Raw genomic sequence first — 24,711 nt, forward strand, 5'->3', positions numbered from 1 at the left:
CCTGCGGACATCTGGCATGACGCTATGTGTGATTGGTTTTCCCCGCTCACGCGGGGATGTTCCGCGGATGGGGCGATGAACGCCCGCTGATCGACGGTTTTCCCCGCTCACGCGGGGATGTTCCGTCAACGCAGCCAGCTCGAGGGACGTATCTTCGGTTTTCCCCGCTCACGCGGGGATGTTCCGCCGCCGCAGCTTATATGGGTGGCTTCAGCCTGGTTTTCCCCGCTCACGCGGGGATGTTCCGGCGGCTTTGAGTTCTTCCCACGCGGTGCCTAGGTTTTCCCCGCTCACGCGGGGATGTTCCGGAAGCGAGCGACCCGGCGAAGGTGCCGACGAAGTTTTCCCCGCTCACGCGGGGATGTTCCGTTGCATGAATTCGGGCGTGGAAAGTTGGACAAGTTTTCCCCGCTCACGCGGGGATGTTCCGAAGTGTTCTCGATCAGGGGATCGTGATCCCAGGTTTTCCCCGCTCACGCGGGGATGTTCCGAGCTCCGCATCGTCACGGATCCGCGAATGCGGGTTTTCCCCGCTCACGCGGGGATGTTCCCTCCTGTGTAGCGCGCTTAAGCTGCGTCAAACGGTTTTCCCCGCTCACGCGGGGATGTTCCTTCGAGATGAACTATTCGCGGCGGAGCAACATCGTTTTCCCCGCTCACGCGGGGATGTTCCGTTCAAGGCGAAGTCCTGGGCGCGATCGGGTCGGTTTTCCCCGCTCACGCGGGGATGTTCCTGGTCGCCGCACGAAACGCCTCCGCTTGCACGAGTTTTCCCCGCTCACGCGGGGATGTTCCGCCCAAGAACGCATGACCGAGGTCAGGTTCCTGGTTTTCCCCGCTCACGCGGGGATGTTCCTTCCCATCTCGCATTCAGTCCGTGTTCGCAAACGTTTTCCCCGCTCACGCGGGGATGTTCCACCTTGTGACGCTAAACCGCATTACGGGCGTGAGTTTTCCCCGCTCACGCGGGGATGTTCCCTCGGCCAGGCGGTCGGCGAGGGACTCCCAGGTGTTTTCCCCGCTCACGCGGGGATGTTCCCCGGGGGCGGCCTGCTCTGCGACCGCCTCGGAGGTTTTCCCCGCTCACGCGGGGATGTTCCTTAACGCTGTATGGCGGTGATAATCAGCGCATTGTTTTCCCCGCTCACGCGGGGATGTTCCTAGATGCATTCCAGCAGCTCATCGATGCCGTCTGTTTTCCCCGCTCACGCGGGGATGTTCCTTTTTCTTCAGCGGCGGCAATTTGTACCGCACTGTTTTCCCCGCTCACGCGGGGATGTTCCGCGCAAGCGACAAAAAATTTAAAAACGGCGGAAGTTTTCCCCGCTCACGCGGGGATGTTCCGGTGAATGTGACAGGCGTGCCGCTTTGACCGCGGTTTTCCCCGCTCACGCGGGGATGTTCCCGTTCGAGTAATTTGCGTTATCCAACAAACCGAGTTTTCCCCGCTCACGCGGGGATGTTCCTATGACGCGCGTGGCGGTACCGGTTCACCGCACGTTTTCCCCGCTCACGCGGGGATGTTCCTTCGCAAATTCACGCCACAGGTGGACGGACTATGTTTTCCCCGCTCACGCGGGGATGTTCCGCGCACCGACAAGTGCAGATATGACAGTAATCAGTTTTCCCCGCTCACGCGGGGATGTTCCGTGAATGTGACAGGCGTGCCGCTTTGACCGCGAGTTTTCCCCGCTCACGCGGGGATGTTCCGCCACTGCCAGCCCGCTTGTAGGCTACTCACAAGTTTTCCCCGCTCACGCGGGGATGTTCCTTTGCCGCTTCGGCCAGCCAAAATGCACCACCGGTTTTCCCCGCTCACGCGGGGATGTTCCACCGCCGCCTCGGAGGCGGTCGCCGAGCAGGCGGTTTTCCCCGCTCACGCGGGGATGTTCCGTCGCAGCGCAGATGCGTTTTTTAGGGCCTGCTGTTTTCCCCGCTCACGCGGGGATGTTCCATGGTCAGATTATGTGGGGTGGCCAGGCGGTGGGTTTTCCCCGCTCACGCGGGGATGTTCCTTTGCCGCTTCGGCCAGCCAAAATGCACCACCGGTTTTCCCCGCTCACGCGGGGATGTTCCGCTCGATGATTTGCGGCAACAGCGGCAGGATCGGTTTTCCCCGCTCACGCGGGGATGTTCCGACTCCGGCAGCGGGCGACCATGCAACAGCCGCGTTTTCCCCGCTCACGCGGGGATGTTCCGCTGTAAAACTGCTGGAAATCCGGCACCAGAGCGTTTTCCCCGCTCACGCGGGGATGTTCCGGGTCTTCGAGTGCATCGTTGACGTGGAAGAATGTTTTCCCCGCTCACGCGGGGATGTTCCGATCGGCGTTTCCCACAGCACTATCCACCGGCAGTTTTCCCCGCTCACGCGGGGATGTTCCGGAGATTCTGGCGGCGCGCAGCGCGAAGATTCGGTTTTCCCCGCTCACGCGGGGATGTTCCTCAGGCCCAGGGCGGGGCCGAGGGCGGCTCCGAGTTTTCCCCGCTCACGCGGGGATGTTCCTGCATCTATTATGACGGGCCAGATCGGCTCGAGGTTTTCCCCGCTCACGCGGGGATGTTCCGGCCTCGGACGATGGCTCATCAAGTGGGAGAAAGTTTTCCCCGCTCACGCGGGGATGTTCCGTCCGGGTGATTGATGCGGAAGAAGCTCACTGTGTTTTCCCCGCTCACGCGGGGATGTTCCGGTTCGCCATCGCGAGAATGGATGCGATGGTGCGTTTTCCCCGCTCACGCGGGGATGTTCCCTCCCGAACACCAATACATGGGAGCGCTGGGAAGTTTTCCCCGCTCACGCGGGGATGTTCCCAGCCGCCACCCATCTGCATGCACCACAGCCTCGTTTTCCCCGCTCACGCGGGGATGTTCCGCGCAAAGGCGATAGTAGCGGGGGTAACGCCGTGTTTTCCCCGCTCACGCGGGGATGTTCCGTCGGACCCGTACAATACTCGCCCGATACTCGAGTTTTCCCCGCTCACGCGGGGATGTTCCTTGGTCGCGCTCAAGGACTTCATTGTCACCCAAGTTTTCCCCGCTCACGCGGGGATGTTCCGGATGGTGGCCCACTTCACACGGGCCTCGAACTGTTTTCCCCGCTCACGCGGGGATGTTCCGCTTGGTATGTTTCGCCGCCGAACATACCTGAAGTTTTCCCCGCTCACGCGGGGATGTTCCTCCGTCAAAGCGGTGAAGATCACACTGTGGCAAGTTTTCCCCGCTCACGCGGGGATGTTCCTCGTCATGGCCGAGCCTCCAAGGTATATCGGTCGTTTTCCCCGCTCACGCGGGGATGTTCCCGTAGCGTTGGTCATGGTAGCGGACCCCATCAGGTTTTCCCCGCTCACGCGGGGATGTTCCGGCGGCGGCGCCGCCCTTCGCGGCAACTGTGGCGTTTTCCCCGCTCACGCGGGGATGTTCCTGCGCCAAGCACCGCCGTGCCCTTGGGCACGGCGTTTTCCCCGCTCACGCGGGGATGTTCCGGCCCGCCTACCGATTGGGTAATGATTGCCGCTGTTTTCCCCGCTCACGCGGGGATGTTCCTTTGTTTGTGCTCAAATTCGGGCACGCCGAATTGTTTTCCCCGCTCACGCGGGGATGTTCCTTATGGACCCGCGATATGAATATGTTGTGACATGTTTTCCCCGCTCACGCGGGGATGTTCCGCCAAACTCGCCGCTGACGCGGTAGCGAAAATTGTTTTCCCCGCTCACGCGGGGATGTTCCGGAAACGTATTTTCCGACCGCGGTGCGCGTCGAGTTTTCCCCGCTCACGCGGGGATGTTCCTTGCAGGTGCAGACTCTCGCGCTTCCGGACGGCGTTTTCCCCGCTCACGCGGGGATGTTCCTTGGATTATCAATTCGCTTGCCTATGTGTGGAAGTTTTCCCCGCTCACGCGGGGATGTTCCGCAACACAATGCGCATAGCCTTGTCGCCGTCCAGTTTTCCCCGCTCACGCGGGGATGTTCCTTACCAACCATGGTGACTTTCCGCTGTGGCCCAGTTTTCCCCGCTCACGCGGGGATGTTCCGGACGGCAATGGCCAGTACTACGCGGGCGGCCCGTTTTCCCCGCTCACGCGGGGATGTTCCTTAATCGCCCCTACGCTGACACAATGGTTGGATGTTTTCCCCGCTCACGCGGGGATGTTCCGAACTCAAAGCCGCCTTTACCGGCGGTGACCAGGTTTTCCCCGCTCACGCGGGGATGTTCCGGGCAAGGAATATGCAGCTTGGTTGTCCGCACTGTTTTCCCCGCTCACGCGGGGATGTTCCTCTCACCATCGAGGTCGAAGACGCCAAGCGCATGTTTTCCCCGCTCACGCGGGGATGTTCCTTCGTTCCACCGCCCACCGATATCCGGGGCGTGGTTTTCCCCGCTCACGCGGGGATGTTCCGGTGTTCTTTGATGCTGCCGTGTTCCTTGATTTGTTTTCCCCGCTCACGCGGGGATGTTCCTTGACGATCGCAACGAAGTAGGCAGGCAACCCGGTTTTCCCCGCTCACGCGGGGATGTTCCGCGTGGCATCGATCATCGAGGCTGGAATCGAGCGTTTTCCCCGCTCACGCGGGGATGTTCCGAGGGGAGCAAATTCATTTCGCGCAGCAGGTCCGTTTTCCCCGCTCACGCGGGGATGTTCCTCTGACAGATCGCAGGGCCGAACGTCGGGTTATGTTTTCCCCGCTCACGCGGGGATGTTCCGCTGGTGTTCGTGTAATCGGGTGTTACTCCTACGTTTTCCCCGCTCACGCGGGGATGTTCCGGAGGTGCGGCCGATTTTGTTGAAGGGCAGTACGTTTTCCCCGCTCACGCGGGGATGTTCCGGCGCTCCGCTGCCTCTGCGGCGGTGCGTGCGCGTTTTCCCCGCTCACGCGGGGATGTTCCAGGCGTGGTGAAGATGGGCAGCTATGCACGAGCGGTTTTCCCCGCTCACGCGGGGATGTTCCTGAGGCCATTTGACTCCAGATCCTGGTATGATGGTTTTCCCCGCTCACGCGGGGATGTTCCGTTGCAGACCACGAGGGGGTGCTGGTCGTTTTCGTTTTCCCCGCTCACGCGGGGATGTTCCGACACCGTTTTCACCGTCGGTGAGTTCTTGGACGTTTTCCCCGCTCACGCGGGGATGTTCCGCCATGGCGGTTGAAGCGTACGAGCAACAGTTGGTTTTCCCCGCTCACGCGGGGATGTTCCTTTTTGTCTGCCCAGGCCTGGGCTTGAGCTTTCGTTTTCCCCGCTCACGCGGGGATGTTCCGCCGTCGCCCCACTGATCGCGCAGGTCGCCGGGGTTTTCCCCGCTCACGCGGGGATGTTCCTTGATGCCATGTGGTTTAGCTCGATTCGATTGGGTTTTCCCCGCTCACGCGGGGATGTTCCGCACGTGTTCCTTTCGGTTGAGCAGCTTGGGCGGTTTTCCCCGCTCACGCGGGGATGTTCCGACGCATGAACGCAGGATTGTTGCGGTGCCCCAGTTTTCCCCGCTCACGCGGGGATGTTCCTCCTGGGTTTCCGCCCTGGCGGTGGAGCGCTCTGTTTTCCCCGCTCACGCGGGGATGTTCCTCAATCAGTAGCCGTAGTCCACGCGATGCACGGGTTTTCCCCGCTCACGCGGGGATGTTCCCGCATACCATTTTGATGTGCTTGCGGCGTACCACGTTTTCCCCGCTCACGCGGGGATGTTCCCACCCCGGAGAGAGAGGCCCCTGACCCCCACGCGTTTTCCCCGCTCACGCGGGGATGTTCCTTCACAAGCCACTGCCAACCGGTTTTCAACCCCGTTTTCCCCGCTCACGCGGGGATGTTCCTCCGCATCGCCTTATCGCCGTCCACAACATCAATCGAAATCGTTTTCCCCGCTCACGCGGGGATGTTCCGAGTTTGTGGCTACGTTGCGTATGATGCCTGCGGTTTTCCCCGCTCACGCGGGGATGTTCCTCAACCAGGTTTTTGTTACCCGAAGCGGTGGTGGTTTTCCCCGCTCACGCGGGGATGTTCCGCGGCTCACTTCGAAAGGCGTCGTGAAGATGGGGTTTTCCCCGCTCACGCGGGGATGTTCCGTGCTTTAGGCTACCCCACGGGGGCTACCCCCGGTTTTCCCCGCTCACGCGGGGATGTTCCTGAATTTGATAAGCCGGATTCTGTATTCACACCGTTTTCCCCGCTCACGCGGGGATGTTCCTGCTGATACATCACTACCACGGCAGGCGGGGGCGTTTTCCCCGCTCACGCGGGGATGTTCCGCATCTTCATTTCCAAGCACCTCGACCCCGTCAGTTTTCCCCGCTCACGCGGGGATGTTCCGTGGCTATGGTTAGCTCGATGAGCTCCACCTGAGTTTTCCCCGCTCACGCGGGGATGTTCCTCGGCAGATCCTGGAGGAGTTGTTGCGTCGAAGGTTTTCCCCGCTCACGCGGGGATGTTCCGACACGCTCGGCGAGATGCAGGACAGCATCAGCGTTTTCCCCGCTCACGCGGGGATGTTCCGCGGCACACGGTGAGGGGGTGCTGGTCGTTTTCGTTTTCCCCGCTCACGCGGGGATGTTCCGAAAATAATCACAAAACCCTTTAGGAACAATTGGTTTTCCCCGCTCACGCGGGGATGTTCCGCTACCTGTTCAACATTTCCCACGCGATCAGCTGTTTTCCCCGCTCACGCGGGGATGTTCCACTGATTGATGTGGTTGGGGAAATGCGGAAACGGTTTTCCCCGCTCACGCGGGGATGTTCCCACGGGACCACCCAATGATTCTAGGTGTGGCTAGTTTTCCCCGCTCACGCGGGGATGTTCCGACAAAAAGGTCCTACAGGGTTTTGCGAAAGATGTTTTCCCCGCTCACGCGGGGATGTTCCTCGTCATAGTTGACAACCCCAAACAATCCAACTGTTTTCCCCGCTCACGCGGGGATGTTCCGACAACGCCCCAGGGCGGGACAAAGCACACACGGTTTTCCCCGCTCACGCGGGGATGTTCCTATCACAGTCACTGGGGTTTTGACTGAGGATGAGTTTTCCCCGCTCACGCGGGGATGTTCCGCTATCGGGTCGGCGACCCCCGCCGCCTGATCGGTTTTCCCCGCTCACGCGGGGATGTTCCTGAGCACGCCTTGACGGGCACTTCTTTGATGAGGTTTTCCCCGCTCACGCGGGGATGTTCCGAACCTGCCACAGCTCGGCTACTGTAGACGTTCGTTTTCCCCGCTCACGCGGGGATGTTCCGTATCACTAAAGCTATCACCCCGCTTCTAGCGGGTTTTCCCCGCTCACGCGGGGATGTTCCTTGAGGAATTCGGTAAGCAGTGGGAGAAGTTGCGTTTTCCCCGCTCACGCGGGGATGTTCCGTTTCACACCCATAGGTGTGACCAACTTCACGGGTTTTCCCCGCTCACGCGGGGATGTTCCGCGGCGTCAACAATCCACCCAAAGGCGTCCCGAGTTTTCCCCGCTCACGCGGGGATGTTCCGAAGTGGTGTGAGCGGAATAGTGTTTCGCATGTGTTTTCCCCGCTCACGCGGGGATGTTCCTAAACGAATCCTCTTCAATACCCAAAAGTTCGGGTTTTCCCCGCTCACGCGGGGATGTTCCGTTGGCGGGTATGAATGGTGCGATGGATCGCTTGTTTTCCCCGCTCACGCGGGGATGTTCCTGATATCGTGTCTGCGTTGAAAGCCGGCTGGCAGTTTTCCCCGCTCACGCGGGGATGTTCCCTTATCCCAATCAACTTTTCGCGTGGTACGAGGGTTTTCCCCGCTCACGCGGGGATGTTCCGCGAGCATCGCGTCAGTGGCGCTCGCCGCCGACGTTTTCCCCGCTCACGCGGGGATGTTCCTTCGACGAGGTGCCATGGGACGATTCCGTGTATGTTTTCCCCGCTCACGCGGGGATGTTCCGTTTCGGGGGAATACTCGTGTGATAGGTGGGGTGTTTTCCCCGCTCACGCGGGGATGTTCCAGTGGGGGGCTGGAAGCGCTAGAATGCGCTTTGGTTTTCCCCGCTCACGCGGGGATGTTCCTTCGCACCAGTAGCACCAGTGGCATCCCACGAAGTTTTCCCCGCTCACGCGGGGATGTTCCGCATTTCTTTCGACCGTTGCTTTTCAGCCCCATGTTTTCCCCGCTCACGCGGGGATGTTCCGGCGAGGAGCCAAAAATGTTGTTCACCGACAAGGTTTTCCCCGCTCACGCGGGGATGTTCCGCGGCAAATCCGTGCACAGCCGTGGATTTCCCGGTTTTCCCCGCTCACGCGGGGATGTTCCTCATGCCGGACACAATTCCGGCGATATAGACGAGTTTTCCCCGCTCACGCGGGGATGTTCCTGGAAAAGGAATACAAATGGCAAATCAATTCCAGTTTTCCCCGCTCACGCGGGGATGTTCCGTCAAGTGAAGCTCTTGGCGGGGCACAGCCCCGGTTTTCCCCGCTCACGCGGGGATGTTCCGCGGCAAATCCGTGCACAGCCGTGGATTTCCCGGTTTTCCCCGCTCACGCGGGGATGTTCCTCATTACGCACCAGCCCCCGCAATAGTTACCTTGTTTTCCCCGCTCACGCGGGGATGTTCCTGAGAGCTCCCCGGTCGGTGACCAGCGCGAGAGGTTTTCCCCGCTCACGCGGGGATGTTCCGAATTCGATATCGACCAAATCGCAGATCGGTGCGTTTTCCCCGCTCACGCGGGGATGTTCCTGGTGTTATCAGCAAAAAGCTGAACCACCACCAGTTTTCCCCGCTCACGCGGGGATGTTCCTCACTGAAATTGTTTCCGAGTTAATCAAAAGCCGTTTTCCCCGCTCACGCGGGGATGTTCCGAAGCGAAAGGCGACCAACATGTAAGGGCGAGAGTTTTCCCCGCTCACGCGGGGATGTTCCGCCGCCGCCGACACAAACGCCTCATCCGACATCGTTTTCCCCGCTCACGCGGGGATGTTCCTGGTCCACGCGATGCACGGGCTGGTCATTGACCGTTTTCCCCGCTCACGCGGGGATGTTCCGTAAATGTTCTACCACGAAAACGCGCTCTGCCCGTTTTCCCCGCTCACGCGGGGATGTTCCGCTACCAGGTAGACCGTGATTTATTCTTCGAAAGTTTTCCCCGCTCACGCGGGGATGTTCCGCGCCGTCCTGACCAGCCGCCCGGAAAGCGCCGGTTTTCCCCGCTCACGCGGGGATGTTCCGACAAAGCATCAAACTTCAACGACACGAACTTTGTTTTCCCCGCTCACGCGGGGATGTTCCGCGTCGCGGCAGACGGAGCAGCATATTTCAGCGGTTTTCCCCGCTCACGCGGGGATGTTCCGACTCACTCTACGTGACGGGCTGGCCGGGTGTCGTTTTCCCCGCTCACGCGGGGATGTTCCTGGTCCACGCGATGCACGGGCTGGTCATTGACCGTTTTCCCCGCTCACGCGGGGATGTTCCGTAAATGTTCTACCACGAAAACGCGCTCTGCCCGTTTTCCCCGCTCACGCGGGGATGTTCCGCTACCAGGTAGACCGTGATTTATTCTTCGAAAGTTTTCCCCGCTCACGCGGGGATGTTCCGCGCCGTCCTGACCAGCCGCCCGGAAAGCGCCGGTTTTCCCCGCTCACGCGGGGATGTTCCTGCTCCCCGAGACCCGTACCCACCTGCTCCAGCGTTTTCCCCGCTCACGCGGGGATGTTCCTAGTCCACCATTGCGGCATCCGTGTGCCCTGTCGTTTTCCCCGCTCACGCGGGGATGTTCCGATCGGCGTTTCCCATAGCACTATCCATCGACAGTTTTCCCCGCTCACGCGGGGATGTTCCTAACCGCAGCTCAAACCAGCTAACGGGGGTGATGTTTTCCCCGCTCACGCGGGGATGTTCCGATAGACATTGTGATCCCTTTCGGTAGTAGTGGGTTTTCCCCGCTCACGCGGGGATGTTCCCACCCATGGGCGACCGTGCGGTACACGGTAACCGTTTTCCCCGCTCACGCGGGGATGTTCCGTTTTTATTTGTGAAGGAGTTCACACATGCATGGTTTTCCCCGCTCACGCGGGGATGTTCGAAGGTTATTCAGGGGTTTCTGTAGAAGAATAGCTTGGTAAGGGTTTGTATTGTGCGCTTCGTGGTGGCTATGGGTAATCGGCAGTCGGTGTGAAGTATTCGCCAGTTTTTGATGTGGGCGATTGCTTGTTCGACGACCCAGCGGATGGATGCAAGAGCGTTGTTGAAGCGCTGCTGCCAGGGTTCGAGAACCTTTTGCCCGTTGTTGCGTTTCTGGGGGATGTCAAAACCAGTACCTACGTACCCAAGGTCGGCGGTGACATAGTCGCCTGGCAACACGGTGGTGATGCCCAGCTTATCTGCGATGCGCTTATCGTGAGATCTCCCAGGCATTGGCGGGCTGATGTACTCGATATTGCCGTTCTGGTCGGTCAAGACTGCGAGGTTGTGGCCGGTGGCTTTGCGTTTGCCGCTGATCAACTGTTGTTGCCCTTTCCATGACCAGCATGGGACCAATGTCCCATCGAGGACGCGATGGCGCGTTGGTACGAGGTCTTCCACGGTTGGTGCGGTTGGGAGAAAGCGTTCCAGAAGGTCAAGGACTGCGTTGATGGCGCGGGAAATCGTGGGTTGGGACACCCCATAGATCGTGGCGATCACACGTTGCGGGAGATTTTCGCTCCAGTAGTAGACCAAAGCGCATTCCAGGCTACTGACTAACCCCAAACTAAGGGGGCAATGATGTGTATAACCTGCGGTTTCGATGTCGTTGGCTAGCGCGATAATCTCATCAGTCGAACATTTGCTAGTATTGGCCCAGCGGTACAAGGCATTTGTGTTTTGTTTTGTCATAGATTCATTATGCGGAACCTTGTATCGCCTTTGCTATGTTCGGGGGTATTGAGGTCGGAAAGTCCACCCGGCAAAACCCCAGCGGTTGAATAACCCTCTTCCTCGTGCGCGTGGTGATAAGGCCCCACCGTTGGGGTTTTCCCCGCTCACGCGGGGATGTTCCTTTGCCGTTTATTGAGGGTAGTGATGAGTTGATGTTTTCCCCGCTCACGCGGGGATGTTCCCCGGGCAGGCAAAGAACTCGCCGCCCGCCTCAAGTTTTCCCCGCTCACGCGGGGATGTTCCTGGGAAGACTCATGTGGCGAAGGTCATACTTAAGTTTTCCCCGCTCACGCGGGGATGTTCCATGATCTGTCAAACCTCACCACCGAGGAATTTAGTTTTCCCCGCTCACGCGGGGATGTTCCTGCGATGATGCTCAAGCACGCGATCATTACGATGTTTTCCCCGCTCACGCGGGGATGTTCCACGGGCATGGATAGCCCAAAACATAGAATCTCAGTTTTCCCCGCTCACGCGGGGATGTTCCGACCGGTGTCCGGCCACATTCTCCAGGAATACGGTTTTCCCCGCTCACGCGGGGATGTTCCCTGCTCGATGGGATGCCTCCAACCGAGGACTTAGTTTTCCCCGCTCACGCGGGGATGTTCCCCGATAAACTAAAAACCCCACCGCGACTTTTGAGTTTTCCCCGCTCACGCGGGGATGTTCCGCTCCTGCGGAACCACAGCACAACCGCAGAATGGTTTTCCCCGCTCACGCGGGGATGTTCCGTTTGCCCCGCATTCTCTCTGACCATCCAACCCGTTTTCCCCGCTCACGCGGGGATGTTCCGGCGTGCGCTATCAACGCAAGTTCATCCCCGCGGTTTTCCCCGCTCACGCGGGGATGTTCCGTATGGCAATCCTGGCTGGAGGAGTTGAGTACAGTTTTCCCCGCTCACGCGGGGATGTTCCGCATTACGAGCGGCGCGGCAGTCGTTTGTTCGAGTTTTCCCCGCTCACGCGGGGATGTTCCGCGCCTGTGTGCAGGTGCGGAGGCTGTGGTGCAGTTTTCCCCGCTCACGCGGGGATGTTCCGGGTTGAGTATTTATTGCCCTACCTGGTTCTAGGTTTTCCCCGCTCACGCGGGGATGTTCCACAGATTCTTGACAGCGAAAGTGCTTTAGGCTAGTTTTCCCCGCTCACGCGGGGATGTTCCACTGATTGATGTGGTTGGGGAAATGCGGAAACGGTTTTCCCCGCTCACGCGGGGATGTTCCTGGCAATGTGTCGGAATGCCCACATTCACACAAGTTTTCCCCGCTCACGCGGGGATGTTCCTCTTCGCAGACGAAATCCACCGCGCCAAAAACTGTTTTCCCCGCTCACGCGGGGATGTTCCTAGTGCGTTGATGCACCCACGGGAGACCGTACCGTTTTCCCCGCTCACGCGGGGATGTTCCGCTCCATGCTGGGGAGATCGTCGTGCACGTCGTGTTTTCCCCGCTCACGCGGGGATGTTCCATCGCAGGCAGTACAGACTGGACCGCCATTATGGTTTTCCCCGCTCACGCGGGGATGTTCCGTTGAGGCGGCGGAACTGAAAGCCCGCACCTTGGTTTTCCCCGCTCACGCGGGGATGTTCCGTGCCGGAGCGCGGCGAGAAAGGCGAGAGGGGCGTTTTCCCCGCTCACGCGGGGATGTTCCTTCTCAAGCAGCACGCCGCGGCGGAAGGCATTGGTTTTCCCCGCTCACGCGGGGATGTTCCTTGTTTGCCGAAAACAGTGTGGTGGTGACAGTGGTTTTCCCCGCTCACGCGGGGATGTTCCGAATTCAGGAGCCCTCGTTTTTGGGAAGCCGAAGTTTTCCCCGCTCACGCGGGGATGTTCCGCGCGCTGAGGCAGCTGCCCTGCTGGCGGAGCAGTTTTCCCCGCTCACGCGGGGATGTTCCGCAAATTTGTAGCGCACCCCATGGGGGGATACGGTTTTCCCCGCTCACGCGGGGATGTTCCCAATGAGTGTGCGCATGAACACCTCCAAAGTAGGTTTTCCCCGCTCACGCGGGGATGTTCCGCGCAGCGAGATTCACCTCACCCTCTCCATCAGGTTTTCCCCGCTCACGCGGGGATGTTCCGAAATTCGAATCGGTCATTGTTCGAGAAACCGTGTTTTCCCCGCTCACGCGGGGATGTTCCCGAATGGTCTACGCGATGCACCGGATGCCCGTTGTTTTCCCCGCTCACGCGGGGATGTTCCGGCGATATTGTTCACAGGTTCTCCTTTTCTTTTGTTTTCCCCGCTCACGCGGGGATGTTCCTCTCCTCGCCTCAGAGCTCGCTGGACGGACGCCGTTTTCCCCGCTCACGCGGGGATGTTCCGTCATCGTCGGCGAAGCGTTGGTGGGGGACGCGGTTTTCCCCGCTCACGCGGGGATGTTCCTGCTCGGAAAGACGCAATCAACCCAGGGCAAGCGTTTTCCCCGCTCACGCGGGGATGTTCCTCTCAATGGATGAGTGTGCCACGCGCTCATCGAGTTTTCCCCGCTCACGCGGGGATGTTCCCATCCAACGCGCCGTACGACCAGAAAGACCCTGGTTTTCCCCGCTCACGCGGGGATGTTCCGAGCGTGCCACAGCTCAATCGCTGTAGACGTGCGTTTTCCCCGCTCACGCGGGGATGTTCCCCGTGTAGCACACCGTCTACCACCCGGAAGCGTGTTTTCCCCGCTCACGCGGGGATGTTCCGCGCCCTGCCGGAATACGTGGTCCAGCCCTTGCGTTTTCCCCGCTCACGCGGGGATGTTCCTTGCTTTACATTTCGTTCCCCTGTCTCGCTGCTGTTTTCCCCGCTCACGCGGGGATGTTCCGCATTTTTTTCCTTTCTGTCTGCGAGCCTGTCCGTTTTCCCCGCTCACGCGGGGATGTTCCCCTCGACGATATCGACAGCGGTGACGACGACATGTTTTCCCCGCTCACGCGGGGATGTTCCCGTAGCAGTGGTGGAGGAGGTGGTCACGGGTTTGTTTTCCCCGCTCACGCGGGGATGTTCCTGGCGCTAGGCAAAAATCGATGAGCTCCGTGTTGTTTTCCCCGCTCACGCGGGGATGTTCCTATCTTTCGCCTCGCCGGAGGCCGTGGCCTCGCGTTTTCCCCGCTCACGCGGGGATGTTCCCTGCTGCTGATGAAGTCCTGGCTGCTCGTGGAAGTTTTCCCCGCTCACGCGGGGATGTTCCTAACTTCAAATAGGCAGGCTCCATGTCCTTTGTGTTTTCCCCGCTCACGCGGGGATGTTCCGGGTTTGCAGAGGCTGAAAAAGCTACCGAACAAGTTTTCCCCGCTCACGCGGGGATGTTCCCGCACTACCCAGTAGGATTGGAGAGTTTTGTACGTTTTCCCCGCTCACGCGGGGATGTTCCGACAAACCGGAACTGATTCTCACGTACTTTTTTGTTTTCCCCGCTCACGCGGGGATGTTCCCAACTCAAAAGCATGGATAACAAACCACTCCTGGTTTTCCCCGCTCACGCGGGGATGTTCCGGCTGCGATTATTACTCAGTCGGTGGGTGGTCCGTTTTCCCCGCTCACGCGGGGATGTTCCTAACCGTGAACACGAATCAAACAATCCCCAGGAGTTTTCCCCGCTCACGCGGGGATGTTCCGAATATTGTTTTGATGGTGGCGCGGCAGAATGGGTTTTCCCCGCTCACGCGGGGATGTTCCTGGGTTGGTGACGGAGCGGGTGATTGAGGCGGTGTTTTCCCCGCTCACGCGGGGATGTTCCTGGTGTTTAATTCGTTTCATTTGAAGGCGACGGGTTTTCCCCGCTCACGCGGGGATGTTCCGAATATTGTTTTGATGGTGGCGCGGCAGAATGGGTTTTCCCCGCTCACGCGGGGATGTTCCCGGAACCACCGCCTTCCACACACCAGGCGAACCGTTTTCCCCGCTCACGCGGGGATGTTCCGCGCGGCAGCCGTCAACACCGGCTGATCACGATGTTTTCCCCGCTCACGCGGGGATGTTCCTTTGGGAGCCTCCGCGGGTTTCTGGTTTCTCGCGTTTTCCCCGCTCACGCGGGGATGTTCCTACCCTGTCGACCTTTAGTCGCGAATCACCTATGTTTTCCCCGCTCACGCGGGGATGTTCCCGGAACCACCGCCTTCCACACACCAGGCGAACCGTTTTCCCCGCTCACGCGGGGATGTTCCGCGCGGCAGCCGTCAACACCGGCTGATCACGATGTTTTCCCCGCTCACGCGGGGATGTTCCTTTGGGAGCCTCCGCGGGTTTCTGGTTTCTCGCGTTTTCCCCGCTCACGCGGGGATGTTCCTACCCTGTCGACCTTTAGTCGCGAATCACCTATGTTTTCCCCGCTCACGCGGGGATGTTCCCAGACCCCTACACCATCGACAGCGGCGACCGCGGTTTTCCCCGCTCACGCGGGGATGTTCCTGACCAGCGCCCCCTCACCGTGTGTGACTTCACGTTTTCCCCGCTCACGCGGGGATGTTCCGATTACGACCCGGAGACGTTCGCAGACGAGGTCGTTTTCCCCGCTCACGCGGGGATGTTCCCTCCATGACTCGGCAGCGCGGTCTTCACCTCCGGTTTTCCCCGCTCACGCGGGGATGTTCCCTCCATGACTCGGCAGCGCGGTCTTCACCTCCGGTTTTCCCCGCTCACGCGGGGATGTTCCTACAGTGGCGTGCACGAAATCCGCATCATGGCAGTTTTCCCCGCTCACGCGGGGATGTTCCGCCAAACACGACGCGGACGCGGATGGGGATGAGGTTTTCCCCGCTCACGCGGGGATGTTCCGCGCCACTTTGGCCCACCTGGATTATCCGTGGCGTTTTCCCCGCTCACGCGGGGATGTTCCGCCCTTCATCAGCGCCCGCCCTGACTCAAACAGGTTTTCCCCGCTCACGCGGGGATGTTCCTTATCGCTGGCTATTCGCAAATCGATGGGGTAGGTTTTCCCCGCTCACGCGGGGATGTTCCTCACCTCAACCTCCTGACTGAACTTCCGATTCCGTTTTCCCCGCTCACGCGGGGATGTTCCTCCTGAAAGCGACGCTCGACGCTGAGTGGGCCGGTTTTCCCCGCTCACGCGGGGATGTTCCGTACCCCAGTTGCAGAATGGCCGGAACACTGGCGTTTTCCCCGCTCACGCGGGGATGTTCCGCTGACGATCAGCCTTCATACGCTTCGCATCCTGTTTTCCCCGCTCACGCGGGGATGTTCCTTGTGAGATTCTTCACACCACCCACAGACGGGGGTTTTCCCCGCTCACGCGGGGATGTTCCTTTCCACCGGCCGACCAGTCGAAGTGTCATTAAGTTTTCCCCGCTCACGCGGGGATGTTCCTTTAAGGAGGCTTCGGATCCTGCGAAGCGCCCTGTTTTCCCCGCTCACGCGGGGATGTTCCAGTCTCGAAGACACAAGCAACGTTGCAGCCGACGTTTTCCCCGCTCACGCGGGGATGTTCCAACCGCCGCCTCCGAGGCGGTGGCCGAGCAGGCGTTTTCCCCGCTCACGCGGGGATGTTCCGCCGACTGACGTTGCAAATCAGCATCCGCCAAAGTTTTCCCCGCTCACGCGGGGATGTTCCGTCATCCCACGATCCCTCGAACTCCTTGGCACGGTTTTCCCCGCTCACGCGGGGATGTTCCTTCGCTTGCATTATCCACGGCCAAAACCACAGCGTTTTCCCCGCTCACGCGGGGATGTTCCCGGCCATCGAGGGTGGTGGGCTCCAGGCGCTCGGTTTTCCCCGCTCACGCGGGGATGTTCCATCGTGCGCTGCACCCCATTTTGGGAGGTTGCCGTTTTCCCCGCTCACGCGGGGATGTTCCGATCTTTGAAAAATTCCACAGTGAACAGCGCCGGTTTTCCCCGCTCACGCGGGGATGTTCCCCCCGCAGACGGGCTGGTGGAACTCGGGTTCCTGTTTTCCCCGCTCACGCGGGGATGTTCCGATCATTTCGTCGGGCTCCTGGAGCAGCTGGGCGTTTTCCCCGCTCACGCGGGGATGTTCCATCGTGCGCTGCACCCCATTTTGGGAGGTTGCCGTTTTCCCCGCTCACGCGGGGATGTTCCGGCTCGAGAAATCGGCGCTGTCATGGCAGATGTGTTTTCCCCGCTCACGCGGGGATGTTCCCGCGGGACATGGGGAGCGCACCAGGTCCAGAGAGTTTTCCCCGCTCACGCGGGGATGTTCCTCCGCTGGTCAAACCACATTTTTTGGGGTGGTAGTTTTCCCCGCTCACGCGGGGATGTTCCCGTCCGAGGCCTTCGAACGTCCAGGAGTCGAGCGTTTTCCCCGCTCACGCGGGGATGTTCCGCGGTCGCGCCGCTCATCGCGCAGGTGGCCGGGGTTTTCCCCGCTCACGCGGCGGGGATGTTCCTTTTCAGCGGGGTTTTTTCCTGTCTCCAGCCAGGTTTTCCCCGCTCACGCGGGGATGTTCCGATCACGAGGGCTATGTAGATGAGAGGTTCGGGGTTTTCCCCGCTCACGCGGGGATGTTCCTGGGTAGCTACGCACGGGCGAGGGAATTCTCGAGTTTTCCCCGCTCACGCGGGGATGTTCCGTAGCCCCGCTGGTTCTGGAAGCAACAACCATCCAGAACCAGGGGGCTACCCCTCCACAATAACCAGTTTTCCCCGCTCACGCGGGGATGTTCCGATCCGCCTGCACTGCAAACGAAACTATTTACCCGGAAGATAGAAATATCATGCAATTCACAAAACCCAATATGAACATCTTGAAGGTTATTCAGGTGTTTCTGTAGAAGAATAGTTTGGTGAGGGTTAGTATTGTGCGCTTCGTGGTGGCTATGGGTAATCGGCAGTCGGTGTGAAGTATTCTCCAGTTTTTGATGTGGGCGATTGCTTGTTCGTGTGACCCAGCGGATGGATGCAAGGGCATTGTTGCAGCGCTGCTGCCAGGGCTCAAGAACTTTTTGCCCGTGTTTGCGTTTTTGGGGGATGTCAAAACCGGTACCTTCGTATCCAAGGTCGGCGGTGACAGAGTCGCCTGGCAGCACGGTGGTGATGCGCAGTTTGTCTGCAATGCGCTGATCGTGGGAGCTCCTAGGCATTGGCGGGCTGATGTACGTAGGTGTTGCCGCTCTGATCGGTTAAGACCGCGAGGTTGTGGCCGGTGGCTTTGCGTTTGCCGCTGATCAGCTGTCGGTGCCTTTTCCACGACCAGCATGGGACCAATGTCCCATCGAGGACGCGATGGCGCGTTGGCACGAGATCATCCACGGTTGGTGCGGCTGGGAGAAAGCGTTCCAAAAGGTCAAGGACTGCGTTGATGGCGCGGGAAATAGTCGGTTGGGACACCCCATAGATCGTGGCGATCACACGTTGCGGGAGGTTTTTTACTCCAGTAATAGACCAAGGCGCATTCCAGGCTGCTGACTAACCCCAAACTAAGGGGGCAATGATGCGTATAACCTGCGGTTTCGATGTCGTTGGCCAACGCGACAATCTCATCAGTCGAACATTTGCTCGTATTGGCTTAAGCGTACAAGGCATTTGCGGTTAGGCATAAATTCATTATGCGTAAACCTTGCAAAAGCCTTTGCTGCGCTCGGGGGTATTGAGGTCGGAAAGTCTGCCAGGCAAAGCCCCAGCGGTTGAACTACCCTCATAGCTAATTGCCCTTGACCCAACATGCATCATAGCGAACCGCGCTCTTGGTAGAATGGTTCCAAAAACAAGACACCAGCAAGACGAGAAAAGAGAAATACAATGATTGCAATGGAGATGAACCTGCGCGCAGCTTTTACCATACCGCCATCGACCCCGCAACCTCAAATCGAACTAATTAGCGAGGAAGAGTTTTTGGAATACGATCCCCTAATTGATCCGGTGACACATCAGGATATTAATGATTTATTTTAACTGAAACTGGGGAGTTTATTCACGGGGCTTGTTTGAGTGAACAAAAACACCGCCCGCGCTGTGGCGCGTCACCACATATAGCGAAGCCTTTGGTAAAGGATTACGGGTAGAGGATTACACCATCAAACAAGACCACCACCAAAGTTTCAATTGTTGGATGCTCCACCACGGGGATTACCGCCCAGCAACTATCCTGCCTTGTCGAACATGCAGCCACGCTGTACGGCCAAGGCACCATGACGTATGGCTGCCGTTGTATTCCCGCTATCCAAACATGCGTCGTGGTTGTGTTGATGTACTTGCGCTTGAACATTCCGCAACAAGTCATCGCCGAGCTTTATGGCATCAGCCAAGCCACCGTCAGCCGTCTGATCAACGTACTCGGCAAGCACCTATGTGCCTACTTGCACCGCTATATCCCCACCGTCGAGTCCATCAACCCCAACGAAGACATCATTGTTGACGGCACCCTATGTCCCACCGTGGACTACCAGGACCACCTACGAAAACTACTCCGGTAAGCACCACCAAGCAGGAATGAATATCCAAGTGGCCTGCAATCTCTACCACGAACCAGTGTTTATCTCCGATCCACTGCCAGGAAGCACCCATGACGCTGCAACATTACAGGCAACCGGACTGCTGGAATATTTTGCCAACAGCCCAGCCCGAATCATCGGTGACCGTGGCTATATCGGCTGCGCTGATATCACCCCAGTACGGAAACCACCCGGCGGCACACTCACCGAACACGACAAAACATACAACCGTTCGGTCAACCACATCCGCTGGGCCATCGAAGCAATCATCGCACCTCAAAGAATTCAAATGCCGAGCACTCCGCTACCGCAGACCACACCCAACATTCCGCACAACACTCTCAATAATAATCGGACTATTCTTCTTCAAACGCCATGAATAGACCCCCATGCGCAGCTAGAAGAGCGAAGACTCCTGTTTCGTTTTCCCCGCTCACGCGGGGATGTTCCGGGGCGCCTGAGCTGCGCCGCAGCCTGCGGCAAGTTTTCCCCGCTCACGTCGCGCAGGGATGTTCCGTCTATCAGGGGGTTTGAGAACTGAACCCCAACATTTTCCCCGCTCACGCGGGGATGCTCCGGATCATAAGCTTGCCGAACTCCGAACTACACGCGTTTTCCCTCCGGCGTACCTTGCTATTGAAGATGCGAACTTTCGGAAGCTTCCCCATGACGGTCACGAAGACGTGGAAGGAAGGTTCAAAATGTCTGTGCAGATCACTCCGGCTAGCCGGGGTGACGCCGCGGCAGTTGTATTTGTGGCGGCGGCAGCTTGCGGCGGGCACGCTCGACATCGGGTTAACACCGCGAAAAAAATATTCCTATGAGTGATGAAAATATCGTGGAGTTTTCTCGGCTGACACAGCGCAATCAGGAATTGGAGGCGCTTAACGCCGAGCTGGGGGCGGAGCGTGCGAAGCTGGAGACCGAGCGCGCGAAGTGGGAGACTGCGCGCGCGAAGTGGGAAACACGTCACGCCAAATTGGAGGCGCGGATCGCTGAATTGGAAAAGGTGGTTGCGGATAAGGATGCTGCCACCACTGCGCATGCCAAGGCGGTGGAGGCGATGGGAAAAGCTATCGCCGCCATGCAAAAATATACCGATCGTTGATGCGTGGTGGCCGGAAACTTTCCCCAGAGCAGCAAGCCGATTTCGATGAGTTCGTTAAGCTTGAAGACCATATTTTAGAGTTGCTTGCGGCGGCTGGCTATACCCAAAACGCGGCGTTGAAGCTGCTTGGGCTTGCGAAAACAACCCTGTATTACCGGCGGCATCCGCGGCCGAAGAAACCACCACAACACCCAAAGGCCGCGCCGCCGAAAACGATTAGCGCCCCGGAGCGTCAACGTATCGCCGCATTGCTTCGCGACGGTCGTGAGCAGGGATTATCGGTCTATAAAATCTTTTTCAGCCATGTCGATTCCGAGGAGCCCTTGCTCGGCGGATTGCGAACGTTTTACCGCGTGAACAATGAAATCAAAACGGTGCCAGCACCGCTGCGCCACAGCAATGAATTCGGGTTTTCCCCGCTCACGTAAGCATGTACCGCGATGCAATACCACATGGTAGCATAGATGCTAGTTCTCCCCGCCCTCGTGGGGATGTTCCGTGTCGGACACGATACTTACAGTTTTCAACCTTGTTTTCCCTGTTCACGCGGGGATGTTCCGTCCTCTACCGAAGTAGAGGAAGCCAGCTCCATGTCGTCCCTGCTTACGCGGGGTATTTAAATTATCAAGAAGGTTATCCAGTAGCCCACTCTTGGCCCCATTTCACGCCTCACCGCCGCCTCCATGCGCCCACGCTCGCACCTTTAGTCGAATTACACATTTTTAATCATCGTTAGATCCTCTAATTTCTATAGCTTTAGGTATTTCCGGTCTCTACGCTAGTTTTATGACTACTGGATCTGCGACACCTGTTGCTTCGGAAGGAAAAGCTCCCGAGCATGGCCGGACGTTTTTCGGCCACCCATGGGGCTTAGCAAACCTGTTTGGCGTTGAAGTTTGGGAGCGGTTTAGCTTCTACGGCATGCAGGCCATTTTGGTGTTTTATTTGTACCACTCGGCCTCCGATGGCGGCCTTGGGCTTGATGAAACTGTTGCTACCGCCATTGTTGGCGCGTACGGCGGCATGGTCTATCTCGCCTGCATCGGTGGCGGCTGGGTTGCAGATAGAATTCTCGGCCCGGAGAGAACTCTGTTCTATTCGGCCATTTTGATTATGATCGGCCATATTTCGCTATCGCTGATTCCGGGGTATCCGGGCCTCGTCATTGGCCTCGTTTCGATTGCGCTTGGCTCGGGCGGTTTGAAAACCACGGCGTCGACAGTTCTTGGCGAGCTGTACGAGAAGGACGACCCGCGGCGCGATGGCGGTTTCTCCATCTTCTATATGGGTATCAATATCGGCGCGCTATTCGGCCCGCTGCTTACCGGCTGGGGTTGGGGGCAGTTCGGATTCCACTTCGGTTTCGGCCTCGCAGCAATCGGCATGGCAATCGGCTTGACGCAATACACGCTGCTGCGTAAGCGTTCGTTGGGCAATGCCGGGCGCCGCGTTTCCAATCCGCTGCCTAAGGGAAAGTACTTGCCCTATTCAATTATTGCCGTTCTTGTGGTGGTGATTATCGTTGTGGTCACCCAATCGGGCATCATTCAACCCGGCCAGCTTTCAAACGTTGTGTCTATTATCGCGGGGTTGTCGGCAATCATTCTGTTCCTGCAGATGTTTATGTCGCACGAAACCACCCCGGCGGAAAAGCGCCGCCTCCTCGGCTTCATTCCTATGTTCCTTGCGTCGGTGGCCTTTTTCTCTATTTTCCAACAGCAATTCACGGTGCTCGCCGTGTATTCGGACCAACGCCTCAACCGCACGTTCGGTTCTATTGAAATCACCCCGGCGTGGGTTAACTCCATCAACCCCGTGTTCATCATTATTTTCGCCGGCGTTTTCGCCACAATGTGGCTGAAACTTGGGGACCGTCAACCATCCAGCCCCGTAAAGTACGCCCTCGCCTTGATCGTTGTCGGCTCGGCACCGTTCTTCTTTATCCCGTTCGCGGGCGGCGGGCCTAACTCCACCCCGTTCCTGCTCATCGTGTGGATCCTGTTTATCTTTACGGTGGCTGAGCTCCTCATCTCCCCGGTCGGATTGTCGCTTGCCACCAAGGTAGCGCCGCACGCGTTCCCCACGCGCATGATGAGTTTGCACATGCTATCGCTGTCCATCGGCACCGCGCTTTCGGGCACGCTTGCGGGCTTTTACAACCCCAACGATGGGGCCGCCGAGCAAACATATTTCATGTCCCTCGGCACCACGGCAATCTTGCTCGGCGTGATCATGTGGTTGCTGGCCAAGCCGATCATCAAGGCTTTCGGCGGGATCCGCTAACCGGCCACAACCAACCGCACCCGCCACAACCAACCACCCCCCACCAACCCCCGCCGCCCCGCGCTAACCCCGCGGCGCGGCGGTGAAGGGTGCCATAAAGGCTTTGGCCTCGCCAAATGCCTGGTTTAGCTCCCATGTTGCGGCGGTGCCGTCGCCATCGATGTCGATCGCCACGGGTTCCTGCCGGGCCACGGCCTCGGTTATTGCTGCGGTGCAGGTGCGTTCTGTCTCCACTGCGTTGTCCGCGTCCGTAGCACCGATTTGCGCGGCAAAGTCGCGGCAATAGCTGTGGTCGATGTCCAGCGCCATTGGGTCCGCGTGCTGTCCCACGGCGCTTCCCTCCTGCTGCGCCGAGCCCGCCGCCGCATCCCCACCAACACCGACACCAACGCCAACGCCCGCACCCTCGGGCACGGGCGTGATGGATATGGCGTGAGGGCTTGTGGCGGGGGCCGGCGTGGGCTCCAGGTTACAAGCAACTAGTGCCGCGGAAGTGGCCGCTATGCTGCAGGCCACCAGGAAGGTACGCACGAGCACTCCTTTCCACGGCGTCGAGAAGCGCGTTACTTATCGACGTTGCCTGCTTTCCAGGTTTCCCACGGGATGTTCCAATCTCCCAACCCATCGTAGCCTGATAATTCCCCACCTATCGTGTTTTTAATGATCACCACGTCGCCGCGTTTCACGTTGTCTTGGAACCACTGCGCGTTGGCAGTAGATACATTGATACACCCGTGCGAAACGTTTTGGCTTCCTTGTGCCCACGTCGACCATGGCGCCGCGTGCACGTAAATACCAGACCAGGAAATCTGGGTGGCAAATTGCACGTCAGTGCGGTAGCCGTCCGCGGAATTCACATCCAAACCGTAGGTTGAGGAATCCATCACCATTTGGGGGTTACGGTCGCCTACTACGTAGGTGCCGTTGGGCGTTGGGAACTTCGCCGACCCCATGGAAACAGGCATGGAGTTTACCTGCTCCCCGCCGCGGGAAATGGTCATAATCTTCGTTGCATCATCGACTTCGGCGATTACGCTATCGCCGACGGTGAAGGAAGATTGGTTGTCCAGCCCGCCGTATACTCCCTCGCCAAGATCCACGCCGTAAAGCTTGGCGTCCACTGTTACCTGCGTGCCCGGCTCCCAAAAGTTTTCTGGGCGCCAGCGCAGTACGCTATCGCTAATCCAATAGAAGGCGCCTTCCACCTTCGGTTCCGTGGTGATCGTGATGGCATCCTGCACCGCCTTGCGGTTCGGGATACCCACGCCGAATTGGAAGGATACGGTTTGGCCGATCCCCACCACCGATTCTGGGATTGGGGATAGTGCTACGTTGGCCTCCGCCGCTGGTTTCACCGTGGAAAACGTGGTGTGCACCTTTTCACCCTCGCTAGTCACGGCGTCAATGGTGTAATCACGGTAGAACCCTAGCTCCTCGGTGGTGGTCCAGGACTTCCCGTCCGAAGCTAGCTCCGCGGCTACTACTTTGCCTTCTTGGTTCGTCATGGTCACCTCTTTGAGGCGCGCCTTTTTCGTCTTTATTGTGACCGGCTCGGCCGGATTCACGTCAACAGCTCCGTTTTTCACACTTACTTCGGGCTTTTCAGGTGCCGCTTTCGTAGTGGAGGCCGCGGAACTATCGGTACCACCATTATCAATGGTGCATCCGGCGAGCAATGCCGCCGCTGCGGTTACGGCGAGTATCGCCGCACCAACACGGCCCATTCTGGAACGGGCCACACCAGAAACACTCATCCTCAACTGTCTTTCTGCCACCAACCTCAACAGGTACATGCACGGTGTGCACGCCACCCGAGAATACACCGCACGTCTGCCCAAAAGATGACGGTTTTCCAGGCGAACAAAAAACGTTGCCGAAACGTTGCAAAAGCCCCCGGTTGCCTCGTGCACCACCTATAAGCTGCGGGTTTGCGTTTTACAAAAGTTACGCGACCCCCAATTGCGCCCCAAAAATAATCCCCCAATGCGGCCCATACACGGCCTCCCCGCACGGCCCGCCCTCGCACCGCTTTTCGACGCCGCGCCTCCCCAAAACACCGCGCCAAACCCAACCGTAAAAAGG

The 24,711-nt window shown here is 58.9% G+C and carries 10 protein-coding genes and 2 CRISPR repeat arrays (1 of these 12 cut by a window edge); of the genes, 6 read left to right on the top strand and 4 right to left on the bottom strand.

Translation table 11 applies throughout. The features are described 5' to 3' along the window. Nucleotides 1–10,017: a CRISPR direct-repeat array (repeat unit 28 nt; unit sequence GTTTTCCCCGCTCACGCGGGGATGTTCC); it begins 636 nt to the left of the window's first position. Nucleotides 10,018–10,024: 7 nt separating this feature from the next. Further along, nucleotides 10,025–10,807 (bottom strand): transposase family protein, encoded by a 783-nt coding sequence (locus tag CCANI_RS10935; RefSeq protein WP_290210929.1) that lies wholly within the window; start codon nt 10,805–10,807, stop codon nt 10,025–10,027. A gap of 135 nt (nt 10,808–10,942) precedes the next feature. Then, nucleotides 10,943–17,132: direct repeats of the CRISPR family, unit length 28 nt; unit sequence GTTTTCCCCGCTCACGCGGGGATGTTCC. A 748-nt stretch (nt 17,133–17,880) separates the two neighbouring features. Then, complete coding sequence (locus tag CCANI_RS10940) at nt 17,881–18,186, bottom strand: transposase family protein (RefSeq protein WP_146325727.1); 306 nt, start codon at nt 18,184–18,186, stop codon at nt 17,881–17,883. 369 nt (nt 18,187–18,555) lie between these two features. Here CCANI_RS10940 and CCANI_RS10945 point away from each other — a divergent pair, with 369 nt between their 5' ends. The 6 genes from CCANI_RS10945 to CCANI_RS10970 all read left to right on the top strand — a co-directional run bounded on the left by CCANI_RS10945 (nt 18,556) and on the right by CCANI_RS10970 (nt 22,629). Further along, nucleotides 18,556–18,699 carry a hypothetical protein gene (locus CCANI_RS10945; RefSeq protein ID WP_186750460.1) on the top strand — a complete coding sequence of 48 codons (144 nt, stop codon included), beginning with the start codon at nt 18,556–18,558 and terminating at the stop codon, nt 18,697–18,699. Nucleotides 18,700–18,935: 236 nt separating this feature from the next. After that, nucleotides 18,936–19,220: a helix-turn-helix domain-containing protein gene (locus tag CCANI_RS10950; RefSeq protein WP_146325724.1), complete on the top strand. Its 285-nt coding sequence runs from the start codon at nt 18,936–18,938 to the stop codon at nt 19,218–19,220. A gap of 16 nt (nt 19,221–19,236) precedes the next feature. Next, complete coding sequence (locus CCANI_RS10955) at nt 19,237–19,617, top strand: transposase family protein (RefSeq protein WP_146325725.1); 381 nt, start codon at nt 19,237–19,239, stop codon at nt 19,615–19,617. Nucleotides 19,618–20,058: 441 nt separating this feature from the next. Then, on the top strand, nt 20,059–20,346 hold the full coding sequence (locus tag CCANI_RS10960) for a hypothetical protein (RefSeq protein WP_290211188.1): 288 nt from the start codon (nt 20,059–20,061) through the stop codon (nt 20,344–20,346). Continuing rightward, the gene (locus CCANI_RS10965) at nt 20,346–20,774 is read left to right on the top strand and encodes a hypothetical protein (RefSeq protein ID WP_290211189.1); all 429 of its coding nucleotides are present in this window, start codon (nt 20,346–20,348) and stop codon (nt 20,772–20,774) included. The genes CCANI_RS10960 and CCANI_RS10965 overlap by 1 nt, the downstream gene beginning before the upstream one ends. A 358-nt stretch (nt 20,775–21,132) precedes the next feature. Further along, complete coding sequence (locus CCANI_RS10970) at nt 21,133–22,629, top strand: peptide MFS transporter (protein ID WP_146324470.1); 1,497 nt, start codon at nt 21,133–21,135, stop codon at nt 22,627–22,629. A 63-nt stretch (nt 22,630–22,692) separates the two neighbouring features. On the opposite strand, the gene CCANI_RS10975 is transcribed toward CCANI_RS10970, so the two are convergent. Together CCANI_RS10975 and CCANI_RS10980 are read right to left on the bottom strand one after the other, a co-directional pair. After that, on the bottom strand, nt 22,693–23,160 hold the full coding sequence (locus tag CCANI_RS10975; protein WP_146324469.1) for a hypothetical protein: 468 nt from the start codon (nt 23,158–23,160) through the stop codon (nt 22,693–22,695). Nucleotides 23,161–23,192: 32 nt separating this feature from the next. Further along, complete coding sequence (locus tag CCANI_RS10980; protein ID WP_290211192.1) at nt 23,193–24,383, bottom strand: L,D-transpeptidase; 1,191 nt, start codon at nt 24,381–24,383, stop codon at nt 23,193–23,195. Between the last annotated feature and the right edge of the window lie 328 nt (nt 24,384–24,711).

Origin of the sequence: Corynebacterium canis, from assembly GCF_030408595.1 — a bacterium.
GTDB classification, from domain to species: Bacteria; Actinomycetota; Actinomycetes; order Mycobacteriales; family Mycobacteriaceae; genus Corynebacterium; species Corynebacterium canis.

Excerpts from the sequence above, each read along its gene's own strand:
- CCANI_RS10935 (WP_290210929.1), bottom strand. The coding sequence starts at position 10,807 with ATGACAAAACAAAACACAAATGCCTTGTACCGCTGGGCCAATACTAGC.
- CCANI_RS10945 (WP_186750460.1), top strand. The coding sequence starts at position 18,556 with ATGGAGATGAACCTGCGCGCAGCTTTTACCATACCGCCATCGACCCCG.
- CCANI_RS10950 (WP_146325724.1), top strand. The coding sequence starts at position 18,936 with ATGACGTATGGCTGCCGTTGTATTCCCGCTATCCAAACATGCGTCGTG.
- CCANI_RS10955 (WP_146325725.1), top strand. The coding sequence starts at position 19,237 with ATGAATATCCAAGTGGCCTGCAATCTCTACCACGAACCAGTGTTTATC.
- CCANI_RS10960 (WP_290211188.1), top strand. The coding sequence starts at position 20,059 with ATGAGTGATGAAAATATCGTGGAGTTTTCTCGGCTGACACAGCGCAAT.
- CCANI_RS10965 (WP_290211189.1), top strand. The coding sequence starts at position 20,346 with ATGCGTGGTGGCCGGAAACTTTCCCCAGAGCAGCAAGCCGATTTCGAT.
- CCANI_RS10970 (WP_146324470.1), top strand. The coding sequence starts at position 21,133 with ATGACTACTGGATCTGCGACACCTGTTGCTTCGGAAGGAAAAGCTCCC.
- CCANI_RS10980 (WP_290211192.1), bottom strand. The coding sequence starts at position 24,383 with ATGAGTGTTTCTGGTGTGGCCCGTTCCAGAATGGGCCGTGTTGGTGCG.